Genomic DNA, 14257 nt, shown 5'->3' with positions numbered 1-14257 from the left:
GGTGAGGATGGCGGCTCGCGGGGTGCCGCGTCAGGGGGCGGCCGGGCAGTGAGGGGGCGGCGTTGGCTGCCGGTTTCCGGAGGTCGGCGCGCCTCGGGGCGGTGTCAGGGTCCGTCCGCCTCCGGACGGCGCGCGACGAAGACGAACTCCCGGCCCTCGCGGTCCGGGGCGCCACGCACCTCCCGCACCGCGTACCCCTGTCCGGTCAGGTCGGCCGCCACCTCGTCCCGCTCGCGGAAACGCAGCGTCGAGTCGGAGGTCAGCACCGCGCCGTCCGCGCCGAAGACGTAGGTCCACCGGAAGGTGACCAGGGGTCCGCTCACGTCGAGGAGCCGGCACCAGCTCTCGACGGTGCCGGTGCCGGGGACCTCCGCCACTTGGTGGGTGTGCTCGCGGGTCCACCGCTCCCAGGCGCGCCGGGCCGGGTCCCGCGTCTCGAACACCAGGTGCCCTCCGGGGCGCAGGGCCTCGTACGCGCCGCGCAGCGTTCCCAGCCACGCGGCCCGGCCGGTGATCTCCTGGGCGACGTTCGCCGTCATGGTCGCCAGGTCGACGCGCAGCGCGGGGAGGGAGGTGGCGTCGCCCCGGATCCAGCGCACCCGGGCGGCGCCCGCCTTGGACCGGGCCACGTCGATACTGGCCCCGGCGGGGTCGACTCCGACGACGTCCCGGCCGCGGCCGGCCAGCAGCAGGGCGAACACGCCTGTTCCGCAGCCGATGTCCAGCACGCTCCGGGCACCGAACTCGTCGGCCATGCGCAGGTAGGGCACGAGGTCGCCGCGGTCGGTGTCGAGCACGTCGTAGAGCGCGGCGAGCCGCGGATGCCGGAAGCACTCGTCAGCCATACGGCCGACGATAGTGCCGGGCCCGCCGGGGAACAGGGGTAGGCATGCGCGCACTCGTCGTCAACTGCACCCTCAAGCCCTCCCCCCAACCGTCGAACACCGAGGCGCTGGCCGCCACGGTCATCGCGGCGCTCAAAGGCCACGGGGCGGAGGTGGACGTCGTACGGGCCGTCGACCTGAACCTGAAACCGGGGGTCGAGACCGACATGGGCGACGGGGACGACTGGCCGGGCGTGCACGAGAAGCTGCTGGCCGCGCAGATCCTCGTCATCGCGTCGCCGACCTGGCTCGGCCGTCCCTCGTCCGTCGCCCAGCGGGTTCTGGAACGCATGGACGCCATGCTCGGCGAGACCGACGACGAGGACCGCCCCGTCGCCTACAACCGTGTCGCCGGTGTCCTGGTCACCGGGAACGAGGACGGCGCCCACCACGTCATCAGCGAGATCAGCGGCGGGCTCGCGGACATCGGCTACACCATTCCCGGCCAGGCCTGGACCTACTGGCACCTCGGCCCCGGTCCCGGTCCGGACTTCCTCGACGACGAGCGCGGCCACGACTGGTCGGTGTCCACGGGCCGGGCCATGGCGTCCAACCTCGTGCACGCGGCGCGCGCCCTCGGTGCGATGCCCCTGCCGGCTCCGCCGTCCTGATCGCGGCGCCGCCCGGCATGTCTGCCGGGGCGGATACGGGGCATTCGTGCACGAGCAACGACGTACGAAACGCATTGAGGAGCTGAGGTCCGCCATGACGCACGACCTGACCCCGAAGTACACGGTCCCCGGGATCGAGCGCGAGGCCGCCGGACGGCTGATCGGTGTGCTGCGGCTGCGCCTGCACGCCCTCAACGACCTGCACCTGACCCTCAAGCACGTGCACTGGAACGTGGTGGGTCCGCACTTCATCGCCGTGCACGAGATGATCGACCCCCAGGTCGACCAGGTGCGCGACATGGCCGACGACGTCGCGGAGCGCATTGCCGCGCTCGGCGGGGTGGCCCAGGGCACGCCCGGGGCGCTGGTGAGCGAGCGGAAGTGGGACGACTACTCCATCGGCCGGGCCGACGCCATCGCCCACCTCGGCGCGCTCGACGTCGTGTACACGGGCGTGGTCGAGGACATGCGCGCGGCGGTCGAGGAGGCCGGCAAGATCGACACGGCCACGGAGGACCTGCTGATCGGCCAGCTCAGGGACCTGGAGCAGTTCCAGTGGTTCGTGCGCGCCCATCTCGAGAGCGCGGGCGGCACCCTTGCGACAGGCAGTGCGACGTCCGAGACGGAGGCGGCGGCACGCGGGGCGGACGTCTCGTAACCGGTTCCGCCGGGCTGTGCGGGGCCCGTGTCCCGGCCGCGCGGCCGGGACACGGGCCCCTGGACCGTTCAGCGCCGGCCGAGGCGGCGTTCGCCGCGGCTGCCCTGCTCGTAGGGCAGGTGGTAGTGGGTGAAGACCGCGCCCTCGTCCTCGGCGGCGAGCTCACCGTCCGGGTCGATCCCGGGGGCGTCCTTGACCAGGGACTTGTCGTAGGTGACCTTCAGGTACTGCGGCCCCACGGTGGCCTTGTCCACCGGCACGAAGACGAGCCGCCGGCGGGTCGGCAGACCGATCGTGACCGTGGCGAACGCGGGCCGGTCGGTGAGGGTGTCGAAGTAGATGGACTCCAGGGTCCCGATCTTGCGGCCGTCGTAGTCCACGACGTCGAGGCCGCGCCAGTCACGAATGTTTTCGGCTTCAAACATGCCCAGTCTTCCCTTCCGACCTTCCGGGGACGCGCTCACTGTCGTGTTCCCCGCTTCGCCCGGCTGTCGCCCGTTTGTCCCCTCACCGGCGTACGGAGTCCGGTCCGGGATAGGCTGCCTGGCCGGAAGGAGCGCCCGGGTGGCGGACGGGTGCCCGGTGGAGTTCCCGGAGGGGGATCGAGTGTGGACGGCGCAGACGGTCCGGCCCGCGTGCGGACCGGTGCGGTGCTGGACGTGGGCCCGCTGGCCGGCCGTCCCGGCATCCGGGCCCGCGGTGAGATCGGCGTGAGCACCCGGTTGTCCTGGGAGAACGCCCTGACCGAGCTGTCCCGGCGGCACAGCGAGGTGTCCTACGTGGAGTTGTCCGGCGTGCGCTTCGTCGACGTGGCCGGGGTGACGGCGCTGGCCGTCACCGCCATGAACCTGCCCGAGGGCCGCATGGTGGTGGAACGGCCGCCGCCGCAGCTGCCGCGGCTGCTCGACCTCTTCTGGCCGTCCCTGCGCCGGATCGAGGTGACGCCACGATGAGCATGACGACCACCGACGGGACATTCACCCATCCGGCCCTGTTCTACCGCTCGCAAGACGAGTACGCCGACCGGACGGTGGCGTTCGTACGGGAGGGGCTGGCCGCGGGCGAGCCGGTGGCGGTGGCCGTGCCCGGCCCCAATTTGGAGCTGGTCAGGACCGGTCTTGGCGGCGACGCCCGGGACGTCACCTTCCTGGACATGACCGACGCCGGGCGCAACCCGGGCCGGATCATCCCCGGTGTGCTGCGGGCGTTCGCCGACGCCCACGTGCGGGTGCGGGTGCGGATCGTGGGCGAGCCGGTCTGGTCCGGGCGCAGCGCCGCGGAGTACCCGGCGTGCGCGCAGCACGAGGCGTTGATCAACGCGGCCTTCGCGGGCCGTCCCGCGACCATCCTGTGCCCGTACGACGAGACCCGGCTGGCCCCGGACGTCCTGGCCGACGCCCTGGTCACCCACCCGACGGTCATCGCCCGGGGGCGTGAGCGGGTCAGCGAGGCGTACGACTGGCAGGCGGTGGTCGCCCGCTACAACGAGGCGCTGACCCGTCCGCCGGAGGCCGGTGTCCTCGCCTTCGGGGCAGGGGAGCTGCCCGAGGTACGCCGCTTCGCGGTCGGCCGGGCCGCCTCGCTGGGGCTGGCCGGGCAGCGGCTTCAGGACGCGGAACTGGCGGTGGCCGAGCTGACCACCAACAGCGTGGTCCACGGCGGCGGTGGCGGGACGCTGGCGGTCTGGGCCGAGGCGGGGCAAGTGGTGTGCGAGGTCCGCGACACGGGGCGGCTGACGGATCCGCTCGCCGGCCGCCGGCCCCCGGAGCGCGGGCAGATCGGTGGCCGCGGGCTGCTGCTCGTCCACTACGTGGCCGATCTCGTGCGGGTGCACACGGCCGACGACGGCACCGCCGTCCGCTTCTACCTCGACGTCTGACCCCGACCTCCGACCTCGGCGTCCGGGGCACCGCGCGTCCCGGATCCCCGCGCCCGTCGCGGGTCCTTCGCCGACCGGCCGGCGTGGTGCGAGGTGTGCGGGGCCTGACACGGGGTAGGCGACCGGTCGTCGGCCGACAAGGTGACAACGACGACCGATCCACCGGGAGGGCACATCATGACGACGACGACCGCAGAGGCCACCGAACTCACCACGACGGGCATGCCGGAGATCGCGGACCCGTCGAAGGTGGCGCCCAGGGACGCGCGGGAGTTGTCGAAGCTGTTCTTCGAGCAGCTGACGGTGCTGGAGGAGGGCACGCCCGAGCACCAGTACGCGCGCAACACGCTGATCGAGATGAACATGTCCCTGGTCCGCTTCGCGGCCGGCCGGTTCCGCAGCCGCGGTCCGGAGGAGATGGAGGACATCGTCCAGGTCGGCATGATCGGCCTGATCAAGGCCATCGACCGGTTCGAGCTGACCCGCGAGGTCGAGTTCACCTCCTTCGCCGTGCCCTACATCGTCGGCGAGATCAAGCGGTTCTTCCGGGACACCTCCTGGGCCGTGCACGTGCCCCGGCGTCTGCAGGAGGCCCGCGTCCAGCTGGCCCGTGCCACCGAGGAGCTGCGCAGCCGGCTCGGCCGCAACCCCACCACCGCGGAGCTGTCGGAGCTGATGAGCCTGCCGGAGGACGAGGTCGTCGAGGCCCGGCTGGCGGCCAACGGCTACAACTCCGCGTCCCTGGACGCCACCATCAACGGCAGCGAGGACGGCGAGTCGGCACTGGCCGACTTCATCGGCACCGACGACGCCGCCCTGGCCCTGGTCGACGACTTCCACGCCCTGGCACCGATGATCGCCGAACTCGACGAACGCGACCGGCAGATCATCCACTGGCGGTTCGTCGAGGAACTCACCCAGAAGGACATCGGCGAGCGCCTCGGCGTCTCCCAGATGCACGTCTCCCGGCTGATCTCGCGACTGCTGACCCGCCTGCGGGAAGGCATGCTCACCACCTCCTGAGCCCGGTCCGGCTCGGGCGGCGGTCCGGTTCAGGCGGCGGTCGTCTTCTTCTTGCGACGGCCGCCGCTGCCGTGACCGCTGCCGCTGCCACTGCCACTGCCACTGAGCGCGTCGACGAGTTGCCTGCGGCTCATCCTCGACCGGCCGGCGATGTCCTGTTCGGTGGCCCGCCGGTAGAGCTCGGCCTTGCTCAGGTCCCGCAGCTCGCTCCGCCCCGACGGCTTCGGCCGGGTCTCGCGGGACGGGCGGGAAGGAGCGGCGGACTTCTTCCGTGAGGCGGAGGACGAGGACCGCTTGCCGCCCGCGTCCTTCGCCTGCTCCAGGCTGCCGCGCAGGACCTCCATCAGGTCGACGACGTTGGTGGCCGCGGGCGCCTCCTGTGCGACGGCGATCTCCTCGCCCTCGGCCTTGGCCCGGACCAGTTCGCGGACCTTCTCCTGGAAGGTGTCGTGGTAGCGGGCGGGCTCCCAGTCGCCGCTGAGGGCGTCGACGAGGCGCAGCGCCATGTCCAGCTCCTTGCCGCGCCCCACCCGTTCCGACGGCAGTTCCGGCAGTTCCTCGACGGGGTCGCGGACCTCGTCGGCCCAGTGCAGCGTCTGGAGCAGCAGGACCCTGTCCTCGGCGCGCAGGGCGGTCAGGTACTGCCGGTTGCGCATGACGAACGTGGCGACGCCCACCTTGCCGGCCTCGGCGAGGGCGGTGCGCAGCAGTTCGTAGACCTTGAGGTACTCCTTGCCGCGCGGGGCGAGGTAGTAGGTGCGGCCGAAGTAGACCGACTCGATCCGGTCCAGGTCCACGAAGTCGGTGACGTCGAGGGTGCGGGAGCGTCCCGGCGCGATCTCGTCGAGTTCCTCGGGTTCCACGACGACGTACTCGCCCTCGCTCACCTCGTAGCCCTTGACGATGTCGTCGGGGCCGACCTCCTTGCCGGTGCGCTCGTTGACCCGCCGGTTGCGGATCCGGTCCGAGGTGCCGCGCTGCAACTGGTGGAAGTGGACCGTGTGGTCCTCGGTCGCCGTGTACAGGCCGACGGGCACCGAGACCAGCCCGAAGGTGATCACGCCCGTCCAGATCGCCCGTGCCATGGCGTCCGCTCCCTGTGTCGTGCCCGCGCCGCCCGGTCGGGCCGGCTCCGCCCGGTCCTGACACGCTGCCATCGGGCTCACGTCCCCGCGCGCCGGACGGAGCACACGGGTGGCCGGCCGGGCGACGGCGCGCGGATCGGCCGCGGCCGTTGTTCCCTGTGAGGTGCGGGACGGCAACCGCGCCCAGTGCCCCGGCCGTCTCCCACGTCGGACCGTCGATCGACGCCGAAGCAGAGCCGCACCAGCGGCCGAACCGAGGGACACCCCATGAGCTTTCGTCTGAAGCCGATCACCCGCGAGGAGCATCTGCGCTTCGTCACGGCCCGGCCTTCCGTGAGTCACCTTCAGGTCCCCTCCTGGGGCGACGTGAAGCCGGACTGGCGGGCGGAGAGCCTGGGCTGGTTCGACGAGGGCGGTGAACTGGTGGGCGCCGGGCTGGTGCTGCTGCGCCCGCTGCCGAGGACGAGGCGCTACCTGGCCTATCTCCCCGAGGGCCCGGTCGTCGACTGGGCGGCCGACGGTCTGGAGCGGTGGCTGGAGCCGATGCTCGCGCACCTGAGGGAACGCGGCGCGTTCACGGTGCGGATGGGGCCGCCCGTGGTGGCGCGGCGGTGGAACGCCGACGCCGTGAAGGCGGCGATCGCCGACCCCGGGGCCCGGCGGCTGGGCGACGTGGAGCCGACGGTGCGCGAGCCCGGGGCCGAGGACGTCGCCGAACGGCTGCGCCGGATGGGCTGGCGGCGCACCGAGTCGGGCGGCGAGGACGGCTTCGCCGCGGGCCAGCCCCGGTACGTGTGTCAGGTGCCGCTCGCCGGCCGCTCGCCGGAGGACCTGCAGAGCGGGTTCAACCAGCAGTGGCGTCGGAACGTCAAGAAGGCCGAGAAGGCCGGCGTCAAGGTGGTCAGGGGCGATCAGGAGGACCTGCCCGCCTTCTACGAGCTGTACGTGGAGACGGCGGAGCGGGACCGGTTCGTGCCGCGCCCCCTCGCCTACTTCCAGCGCATGTGGACCGCGCTGACGGCCGAGGACCCGGACCGCATGCGCCTGTACCTCGCCCATCACGACGGTGAGGTGCTGGCGGCGGCCACGATGCTGACGGTGGGCGAACACGTCTGGTACTCGTACGGGGCGTCCACCGGCCGCCGGCGCGAGGTGCAGCCCAACAACGCCCTCCAGTGGCGGATGATGTGCGACGCCCGTGAACTGGGGGCGGCCGTCTACGACTTCCGCGGCATCACTGACACCCTGGAGGAGAACAACCACCTGCTGGGGCTGCTCCGGTTCAAGGTCGGTGCGGGCGGACAGGCCGTCGAGTACCTCGGTGAGTGGGACTATCCGCTGAACAGGGTGCTGCACAAGGCCGTCGCCCTGTACATGGCGCGCCGCTGAGGGGCGTGCCGCGAGGGGGTGGGAGATGTCGCGGCTGCTGGTCGTGCAGAACCATCGGGGCGGTGGGCCGGGCCGGTTCGGCGACTGGCTGCGCGCGGACGGGGTGTCGACCGACGTGGTGCACGCCTACGCCGGTGCGCCGCTCCCCCGGCGTCCGGGGCACGACGGCGTGCTGGTCCTCGGGGGCGGCTACCTGCCCGACGACGACGTGCGCGCGCCCTGGCTCGCCCCCACCCGGGCGCTGGTGGCCCGGGCGGTGGAGCGGGGTGTGCCGGTCTTCGGCATCTGTCTGGGCGGGCAACTCCTCGCCCTGGTCGCGGGCGGCACGGTGCGGGGCGCACACGGCGAGCCGGAGGTGGGCAGCACGCCGTTGACGCTGCGGCCGGAGGCCGGGGACGACCCGCTCTTCAGGGGGCTGCCGGAACGGGTGACGGCGGTCGAGCACCATGTGGACGCCGTCACCGCGCTGCCGCCCGGCGCCACCTGGCTCATGGCGAGCGAGCGGTGCCCGTACCAGGCTTTCCGGGTCGGCGAGCGGGCGTGGGGCGTTCAGTTCCACCCCGAGGCGGGAGCGGACCGGGTCAGGTCGTGGGACGCCGGCCGGCTTCGCGCCCGGGGACTGGATCCGGTGGAGCTGTCCCGCCGGGCGGAACTCGACGAGCCCGCGGCGGGGGCGGTCTGGCGCGAGGTGGCCAGACGTTTCGCCGCGGTCGTCGCCGGGTCGTGAGACCGGCCCGTGGGACCGGCCCGTGGGACGGCCGTGCCGGTGGGGATCAGCCCTTGAAGGCGCCTCGGTCGGTGAAGGCCAGCTTGGCGAAGCGTTCCCCGATGAGGCGGTGGGTGGCGGCGTCCGGGTGGATGCCGTCCGGCAGGGGCAGGTCGGCCGCGTCGGCCTCTCCGTAGAGTGCGCGGCCGTCGAGGTGGTACAGGTTCTCGTCGTCGGCGGCCCGCTCCGTGACGATCCGGGACAGCTCGTCCCGGATGACGTTCAGGGTGAGCTTCCCGCTCGCGCGTTCCGCCGGGTCGCCCGTGGCGACGAAGCGCACGCGTCCCCCGGCGAAGTCGGGGGCGAGGGGGCCGGGGGTGTCCTCGTGCACGGGGCACAGGACGGGCGAGACGACCAGCAGCGGCGCGTCGGGGTGGCCCTCCCGGACGGTGTCGAGGAAGCCGTGCACGGCGGGGCCGAAGGCACGCAGCCGCATGAGGTCGGCGTTGACCACGTTGATGCCGATCTTGACGCTGATCAGGTCGGCGGGGGTGTCGCGCATCGCCCGTGCCGTGAACGGGTCGAGCAGGGCGCCGCCGCCCAGACCCAGGTTGACCAGCTCGACGCCGCCGAGGGAGGCGGCGAGGGCGGGCCAGGTGGTGGTGGGGCTCGCGGCGTCGGAGCCGTGGCTGATGGAGCTGCCGTGATGCAGCCAGACCCGTCGGCCGGAGTCCGGGGCGGGCTCGACGGGGGCGTTGGTGCGCAGGGCGACGAGTTCGGTGGTCTCGTTGTGCGGCAGCCAGATCTCGATGTCCTTGCTGCCCGGGGGCAGGTCCGCGAAGCGGAGGGTGCCGGGCGGTCCGGGCTCGAGGTCCGCCGTGCCGGTGGTCATGTCGATGCTCAGGGTGTTGCCGCCCGCGACACTGGCCCGGCCCGCCGGGCGGCCGTCGACGAGCAGGTCGTACACGCCGTCCGGGCGCGGCGGGGCGCCGGCGTAGACCCGCTTGGTGGGCACCGTGTCCAGCTCGAGGGCGGTGGCGCGGGTGCGCAGGGCGAGGCGTACGCCGGAGGGCTGGGACTCGGCCATGGCGAGCTGGCCGTCGGTGTTCTGCGCGCGGGCCCGGGCGGGCAGCCGGTGGGGCAGCAGACCGCGCTCGGTGCGCTCCAGGTCGAGGGCGCCCCGCAGGAGGTCCGGGGTGATGGGCGTGGTGATCCAGTCGTCCGTGGTGTTCATGTCGCCTCCGGCGGTGGTGCGTGCTGCTGGGTCGCGCATTCCTTCGTCGATTATGCACAAACCTAAGCCCATTAGGCAAACTACTGATCATCGCAGGGACTGCGCCCGCGGCTTGGCGTGAACGCGGCGCAGGCTCGGCTTGGTGTCGGGTGGGCCTGGCACGGGCTTGGCATGGGCCTGGCACGGGCTTGGCACGGGCTTGGCGTGGCAGGAGTGACAGGTTCCGACGGGAAAGCGCCACAGGCGCCGCTCGCCGTTCCACGGCAAGGTACGTTCCGGCCATGCACACCGTCGCCGTTGTCGCGCTGGACCGGGTGATCCCGTTCGACCTGTCCACCCCGCTCGAGGTCTTCACCCGGACCCGGCTCCCCGACGGCAGACCCGGCTACCAGGTCCGGGTGTGCGCCGAGCACCCCGACATCGACGCCGGCGCCTTCACGCTCCGCGCGCCCTGGGGCCTGGACGGGCTGCGGGACGCGGACACGATCATCGTGCCGGGCACGGCCGCCGCGACCGACCCGCTCTCCCCCGCCGTCCGCGACGCACTGCGCAGGGCCGCGGAGCGCGGCACACGGATCGCGTCCATCTGCTCCGGCACCTTCCCGCTGGCCGCCACCGGGCTGCTCGACGGTCTGCGGGCCACCACCCACTGGACCGCGGCCGACGCCCTGGCCGCGGCCCATCCGGGCATCGACGTCGACCCGGACGTCCTGTACGTCGACAACGGCCGGATCCTCACCTCGGCCGGCGCCGCCGCGGGCCTCGACCTGTGCCTGCACATGATCCGGCGCGACTACGGCTCGGCGGTCGCCGCGCACGCCGCCCGGCTGTCGGTGATGCCACTGGAACGCGAAGGCGGCCAGGCCCAGTTCATCGTCCACGACTACACCCCCGTGCCCCGCGGCTCCGCCCTCGAGCCCCTGCTGGCCTGGCTGCGGGAGAACCTGGCCCGCGACCTCGCCCTCGCCGACATCGCCGCCCACGCCGGGGTGAGCACGCGGACGCTGATCCGCCGCTTCCGGGAGCAGACCGGCAGCACCCCGCTGCAATGGCTGCACCGCGCCCGCATCCGGCAGGCACAGCACCTCCTCGAGACGACCGAGCACTCCGTGGAACGCATCGCCTCCCAGGTCGGCTTCGGCTCCCCGACGTCCTTCCGCGACCGCTTCAAACGCACCACGGGGGTCAGCCCGCACGCCTACCGGCGCGCCTTCGGCTGACGGCCACCGGGCCGCACCACGCCCGGCGGCGGATCCCGTCCGGGTCGCGGCACGGCCGCGGTGACCGTAGACAGGAGGTCGGGGCGGTCGCAGCGGTCGAGTCGGAGGCGGAGGACCATGCAGCGCAAGGGCGGGCGTCGTGGGGCGACGGGCGGACGGAACGCGGAAGCGGAAGCGGAAGCGGTCGAGCGGGTCCTGGACGAGCTGTACGGCACTCCTCCGTCCGCCTTCGTCGCCCGCCGCGAGGAACGCGCGGCGGCGGCCAGGACCGACGGCCGCAAGGAGGACGCCCGCCGCATCCACGCCGCCCGCCGGCCCACCCTGGCGGCCTGGGCGGCGAACCTGCTGGCACGCTCCCGACCGGAGGAGACCCGGCGGTTCCTGGAGCTGGGGCAGGCACTGCGCGAAGCACACCGCACCCTGGACGCCGCCGGGCTCAAGGAGCTGTCGGCGCAGCGCCGGCGCATCGTGGCCGCCCTCTCCCGGCAGGCCGCACAGCTCGCCGGCGAGGCCGGTCAGCGGCTGTCCCAGGCGGCGCAGCGGGAGGTCGAGTCGACCCTGCGCGCGGTCCTCGCGGACCCGGACGCGGCCGCCCAGTGGGCCGGGGGGCGTCTGGAGGTCTCCCTGACCCCGCCGTCGGCCTTCCCCTCGGACGCCGCCCCGATGGCCCCCGCCCCGGCCGCACCGGAGCCGGCACCGCGCCCGAAGGCCACCCGCAGCTCGCCCGCAACCGGGGCGAAGGACGAACTCGCCGAGCGGCGACGCGAACGGCGGGAGGAACTGGCCCGGGCCGAGCGGGAGGCCGAGCGTGCCGGGCGCCGGCTGCGGGAGGCACGGGCGGAGCAGGCGGACGCGCGGGAGTCGCTCGGTACGGCCGACGACGAACTCGCCCGCGTCCGGGAGACGGTGACCGCCGCCGAGGAGCGGCTGCGGGCGGCACGCGAGGACCGCGACCGGGCCGAACGCGACCGGCGGGAGGCCAAGGAGCGGGACCGTGCGGCCGCGCACGCGCTGACCGCGGCCGAGCGCGAGGCGCGGGCCGGTGCGCGCCGGGTGGACCGTTTGGGCGGCCGGGCCGGGTCATACGACTCGTTCGATTGAGTACCCGTACTCATGAGGTGCTTCCCCCCACCGGGGGACGCTGGCCGCATCAGCCACCCACGAGGAGTCAACCGTGCGTATGACCAACCGGGTTCACCGTCCGTCGGCCGCGCGTGCCGTCGGCGCCGCGCGATCGGTCGGCGCCCTGGTCCTGGCCGGTGCCGCCGCCGCGGCTGTCCTGACCGGCTGTTCCATGGAGGAGGCCGTCTGCGGCGGTGGCGAGTACCCGGTCCTGAGCGTCGGGGGCACCGGCTCGGCGTGTGCGCCCAACGGCGAGGAGCCGCCGGAGGGTTACACCCGCTACCCCGAGGGCAAGGTCCCGGAACATGTGGGCGACGAGTGGGACACCTACTGGCAGACGCACACCGTCGACGAGAACGGGAAGATCGTGCGGGTGCCCGAGGGCGGGTGACCACCGGTCTCCACGGTCCGAACACCTGCTCTGGGTTGCGGCGGCACATACCACGACGGCGGCCATACGTGGTATACCGACTCGGCAGTGAACAGGGCACCAACCGGGGCTGTGCGTCAGCCTTCACGGCCGTGAACCAAGGAGAGTCATCACCATGTCCGAGAGCACGATGCAGTCCGCCACGGAACTGGCCTCGCAGTACAGCGTCCAGGTGACCGACGACCTGGAGCGCAACATCAAGGAGCAGGAACGTGTCAGCACGGAGATCGCGGCTCTCCAGCAGCAACTGGCCGCGCTCCAGCACGACCACGCCCTGCTGGTGAACATGCAGCAGGCACTCGGCATCACGTCGCCGCCCCAGTCTCCGGCGCCGGAGCCCGCGCCGGAGCCCGCGGCCGAGGCGGCCACCGTGCCGGCACCGCGTGACGGCACCGCCCCGAAGCCGGCCCCGGGCAGGCGGACGCGGGGCAAGAAGGCCGGTACCGCGCCCAAGCGCGCCGCCGCCGCGAAGCCGGGCGCCAAGCCGGCCTCGAAGCCGGCCACGAAGAAGGCCACCAGGTCGACCACCACGGCCGCGGCCAAGACGGCCACCGAAGCACCCGCGAAGACGACCGCCAAGCCGGCCGGCAGGACCACCGCCAAGGCGGCTGCCAAGCCCGCCGAGAAGCCCGCCGGGAAGACCGCGGCGAAGAAGGCACCGGCCCGGGCCGCCGCGCAGCCCACGCTGGTGGAGCTGGTGCGCGAGCACCTCGCCGGACAGCGGGAACCGCGCTCCGCCGCCGAGGTCGCCACGGCGCTGGGCGAGGCCCACGCCGGACGCACCGTCAAGACCACGGTCGTGCGCACCACGCTCGAGGGACTCGTCGCCAGGAACCAGGCCCAGCGCACCAAGCAGGGCACCTCGGTCTACTACACCGCCACCGACTCCTCCGCCCCGGCGTCGTCGTCCGCGTCCGCGCAGAAGCAGTCCGCGCAGAAGCAGGACTCCGCCTCGGAGGCCCCGTCCGCGCGGAACGGCGGCTGAGCAACCCGGCACACCCCGGCTGCACGCGACGCGCGGCCGGGTGGGAACGGGGTGAGTATCGGTGGATGGGTGTTGTCCTGCCGGTGCTCTTCGCACTCCTCGCCGCGTTCAGCAACGCGCTGGCCACCGTGCTCCAGCGACGCGCCGCGCTGAGCGTGCCGCAGTCCCAGGGGTTCCGCCCCGGGCTCGTCCTCGATCTGCTGCGGCGGCCCGTGTGGCTCGGCGGCATGCTGGCGGTGGTGGTGGCCGGTGTCGGGCAGGCGGTGGCCCTGGCGACGGGGCCGCTGTCACTCGTACAGCCCCTCTTCGTACTGGAGCTTCCGCTGGCCCTGCTGCTGGCCTCGCTGCTGACCGGCAACCGGATGCCGGAGGCCATGTGGCTCGCCGTGGGCGGGGTGGTCGTGGGGCTCGGTGTCGCGCTCGCCTCGGCCGCGCCGGACGCCGGGAAGGCCGACGTGCCCCTGGACCGCTGGGCCCCTGCGCTGGCGGCCTGCGCCGGGGCGGCCGTACTGCTGGCGGCGGCGGGTCTGAAACGGCCCGTCGGCAAGGCCCGCGCCGGGTGCCTCGGCGCGGCCACCGCGGTGTGCTACGCGCTGACCGCGGCACTCATGAAGGACTCCATGCGTGTCCTGGACACCGACGGCGTCGTCGGCTTCCTCACCGCCTGGCAGACCTACGGCTTCGCCGTGGCCGGGGTGTGCGCCGTGCTCCTGCTGGAGCACGCGATGCAGGGCGGTCCGCTGGTCGCCTCCCAGCCCGCGCTCACGCTGGGCGACGCGACGGTGAGTCTTCTGCTCGGCGTGGTCCTGTACCAGGAGGACGTGCGCGGCGACTGGTGGGTCGTGCCGCAGCTTCTCGGGGTGGCCCTCGTCGTCGTGGGGGTCCTCGCCCTGGCCCGGCGCGGCGCGGACCTGCGCACCGCCCAGTGACGTACGGCCTCGTCACGACGCCGTTCGCCGATCGTGTCCCGAGCCCCGCCCCGCACGGGTGACGAGATGCCCGCGGCGACCTCTTGGTGCACAGTGGGCACC

The 14257-nt window shown here is 73.4% G+C and carries 16 protein-coding genes; 12 read left to right on the top strand and 4 right to left on the bottom strand.

Translation table 11 applies throughout. From position 1 onward, the window contains the following. Positions 1-104: 104 nt before the first annotated feature. Positions 105-845: a class I SAM-dependent methyltransferase gene (locus Sco07f_RS18890; protein WP_108988523.1), complete on the bottom strand. Its 741-nt coding sequence runs from the start codon at positions 843-845 to the stop codon at positions 105-107. A gap of 44 nt (positions 846-889) precedes the next feature. Here Sco07f_RS18890 and Sco07f_RS18885 point away from each other — a divergent pair, with 44 nt between their 5' ends. After that, positions 890-1495 carry a flavodoxin family protein gene (locus tag Sco07f_RS18885; RefSeq protein ID WP_007389545.1) on the top strand — a complete coding sequence of 202 codons (606 nt, stop codon included), beginning with the start codon at positions 890-892 and terminating at the stop codon, positions 1493-1495. Between the two features lie 94 nt (positions 1496-1589). Beyond that, positions 1590-2153, top strand: a complete 564-nt coding sequence (locus Sco07f_RS18880; RefSeq protein ID WP_007389544.1) for a Dps family protein — start codon at positions 1590-1592, stop codon at positions 2151-2153. Between the two features lie 68 nt (positions 2154-2221). Here Sco07f_RS18880 and Sco07f_RS18875 read toward each other — a convergent pair whose 3' ends face one another. Continuing rightward, the gene (locus Sco07f_RS18875) at positions 2222-2578 is read right to left on the bottom strand and encodes a PRC-barrel domain-containing protein (protein ID WP_164141569.1); all 357 of its coding nucleotides are present in this window, start codon (positions 2576-2578) and stop codon (positions 2222-2224) included. A gap of 183 nt (positions 2579-2761) precedes the next feature. Here Sco07f_RS18875 and Sco07f_RS18870 point away from each other — a divergent pair, with 183 nt between their 5' ends. The 3 genes from Sco07f_RS18870 to Sco07f_RS18860 all read left to right on the top strand — a co-directional run bounded on the left by Sco07f_RS18870 (position 2762) and on the right by Sco07f_RS18860 (position 5055). Then, entirely contained in the window at positions 2762-3106 is a 345-nt protein-coding gene (locus Sco07f_RS18870; RefSeq protein ID WP_007389543.1) for an STAS domain-containing protein, read from the top strand. Next, entirely contained in the window at positions 3103-4032 is a 930-nt protein-coding gene (locus tag Sco07f_RS18865; protein WP_108988522.1) for an anti-sigma factor RsbA family regulatory protein, read from the top strand. Before Sco07f_RS18870 ends, Sco07f_RS18865 begins: the two co-directional genes overlap by 4 nt. A 177-nt stretch (positions 4033-4209) precedes the next feature. Further along, positions 4210-5055 (top strand): RNA polymerase sigma factor SigF, encoded by an 846-nt coding sequence (locus Sco07f_RS18860; protein WP_087788358.1) that lies wholly within the window; start codon positions 4210-4212, stop codon positions 5053-5055. A 29-nt stretch (positions 5056-5084) separates the two neighbouring features. Here the strand turns inward: Sco07f_RS18860 and ku are convergent, their stop codons facing one another. Continuing rightward, a complete protein-coding gene (ku, locus tag Sco07f_RS18855; RefSeq protein ID WP_108988521.1) occupies positions 5085-6140 on the bottom strand; it encodes a non-homologous end joining protein Ku in 1056 nt (351 codons plus the stop codon). Positions 6141-6407: 267 nt separating this feature from the next. On the opposite strand from ku, the gene Sco07f_RS18850 reads away from it, so the two are divergent. Continuing rightward, positions 6408-7529 carry a lipid II:glycine glycyltransferase FemX gene (locus Sco07f_RS18850; protein ID WP_087788360.1) on the top strand — a complete coding sequence of 374 codons (1122 nt, stop codon included), beginning with the start codon at positions 6408-6410 and terminating at the stop codon, positions 7527-7529. A 25-nt stretch (positions 7530-7554) separates the two neighbouring features. Continuing rightward, positions 7555-8256, top strand: coding sequence for a type 1 glutamine amidotransferase (locus tag Sco07f_RS18845; RefSeq protein WP_007389539.1), 702 nt, complete (start codon positions 7555-7557; stop codon positions 8254-8256). Positions 8257-8302: 46 nt separating this feature from the next. On the opposite strand, the gene Sco07f_RS18840 is transcribed toward Sco07f_RS18845, so the two are convergent. After that, entirely contained in the window at positions 8303-9469 is a 1167-nt protein-coding gene (locus Sco07f_RS18840; protein WP_108988520.1) for a GDSL-type esterase/lipase family protein, read from the bottom strand. Positions 9470-9750: 281 nt separating this feature from the next. On the opposite strand from Sco07f_RS18840, the gene Sco07f_RS18835 reads away from it, so the two are divergent. The 5 genes from Sco07f_RS18835 (at position 9751) to Sco07f_RS18815 (ending at position 14155) form a co-directional block, all read left to right on the top strand. Then, positions 9751-10689, top strand: a complete 939-nt coding sequence (locus Sco07f_RS18835) for a GlxA family transcriptional regulator (protein ID WP_054101116.1) — start codon at positions 9751-9753, stop codon at positions 10687-10689. Positions 10690-10806: 117 nt separating this feature from the next. Next, complete coding sequence (locus Sco07f_RS18830) at positions 10807-11790, top strand: hypothetical protein (protein WP_108988519.1); 984 nt, start codon at positions 10807-10809, stop codon at positions 11788-11790. Between the two features lie 79 nt (positions 11791-11869). After that, positions 11870-12202, top strand: a complete 333-nt coding sequence (locus Sco07f_RS18825) for an SCO0607 family lipoprotein (RefSeq protein ID WP_108988518.1) — start codon at positions 11870-11872, stop codon at positions 12200-12202. Between the two features lie 154 nt (positions 12203-12356). Continuing rightward, complete coding sequence (locus Sco07f_RS18820; RefSeq protein WP_108988517.1) at positions 12357-13226, top strand: hypothetical protein; 870 nt, start codon at positions 12357-12359, stop codon at positions 13224-13226. Positions 13227-13291: 65 nt separating this feature from the next. Further along, a complete protein-coding gene (locus tag Sco07f_RS18815; RefSeq protein ID WP_108988516.1) occupies positions 13292-14155 on the top strand; it encodes a DMT family transporter in 864 nt (287 codons plus the stop codon). The last annotated feature ends 102 nt before the right edge of the window (positions 14156-14257 follow it).

It is taken from the genome of Streptomyces coelicoflavus, assembly GCF_003112555.1.
GTDB classification, from domain to species: Bacteria; Actinomycetota; Actinomycetes; order Streptomycetales; family Streptomycetaceae; genus Streptomyces; species Streptomyces coelicoflavus.
Note: the sequence above shows the minus strand (reverse complement) of the source record. Positions and strands in the feature narration are given on the sequence as shown.

Bases quoted from the DNA above. Each gene is read 5' to 3' on its own strand.
- Sco07f_RS18860 (WP_087788358.1), top strand. From the start codon at position 4,210: ATGACGACGACGACCGCAGAGGCCACCGAACTCACCACGACGGGCATG.
- Sco07f_RS18885 (WP_007389545.1), top strand. From the start codon at position 890: ATGCGCGCACTCGTCGTCAACTGCACCCTCAAGCCCTCCCCCCAACCG.
- Sco07f_RS18825 (WP_108988518.1), top strand. From the start codon at position 11,870: ATGACCAACCGGGTTCACCGTCCGTCGGCCGCGCGTGCCGTCGGCGCC.
- Sco07f_RS18880 (WP_007389544.1), top strand. From the start codon at position 1,590: ATGACGCACGACCTGACCCCGAAGTACACGGTCCCCGGGATCGAGCGC.
- Sco07f_RS18830 (WP_108988519.1), top strand. From the start codon at position 10,807: ATGCAGCGCAAGGGCGGGCGTCGTGGGGCGACGGGCGGACGGAACGCG.
- Sco07f_RS18840 (WP_108988520.1), bottom strand. From the start codon at position 9,469: ATGAACACCACGGACGACTGGATCACCACGCCCATCACCCCGGACCTC.
- Sco07f_RS18865 (WP_108988522.1), top strand. From the start codon at position 3,103: ATGAGCATGACGACCACCGACGGGACATTCACCCATCCGGCCCTGTTC.
- Sco07f_RS18845 (WP_007389539.1), top strand. From the start codon at position 7,555: ATGTCGCGGCTGCTGGTCGTGCAGAACCATCGGGGCGGTGGGCCGGGC.
- Sco07f_RS18835 (WP_054101116.1), top strand. From the start codon at position 9,751: ATGCACACCGTCGCCGTTGTCGCGCTGGACCGGGTGATCCCGTTCGAC.
- ku (WP_108988521.1), bottom strand. From the start codon at position 6,140: ATGGCACGGGCGATCTGGACGGGCGTGATCACCTTCGGGCTGGTCTCG.
- Sco07f_RS18875 (WP_164141569.1), bottom strand. From the start codon at position 2,578: ATGTTTGAAGCCGAAAACATTCGTGACTGGCGCGGCCTCGACGTCGTG.
- Sco07f_RS18815 (WP_108988516.1), top strand. From the start codon at position 13,292: ATGGGTGTTGTCCTGCCGGTGCTCTTCGCACTCCTCGCCGCGTTCAGC.
- Sco07f_RS18890 (WP_108988523.1), bottom strand. From the start codon at position 845: ATGGCTGACGAGTGCTTCCGGCATCCGCGGCTCGCCGCGCTCTACGAC.
- Sco07f_RS18820 (WP_108988517.1), top strand. From the start codon at position 12,357: ATGTCCGAGAGCACGATGCAGTCCGCCACGGAACTGGCCTCGCAGTAC.
- Sco07f_RS18850 (WP_087788360.1), top strand. From the start codon at position 6,408: ATGAGCTTTCGTCTGAAGCCGATCACCCGCGAGGAGCATCTGCGCTTC.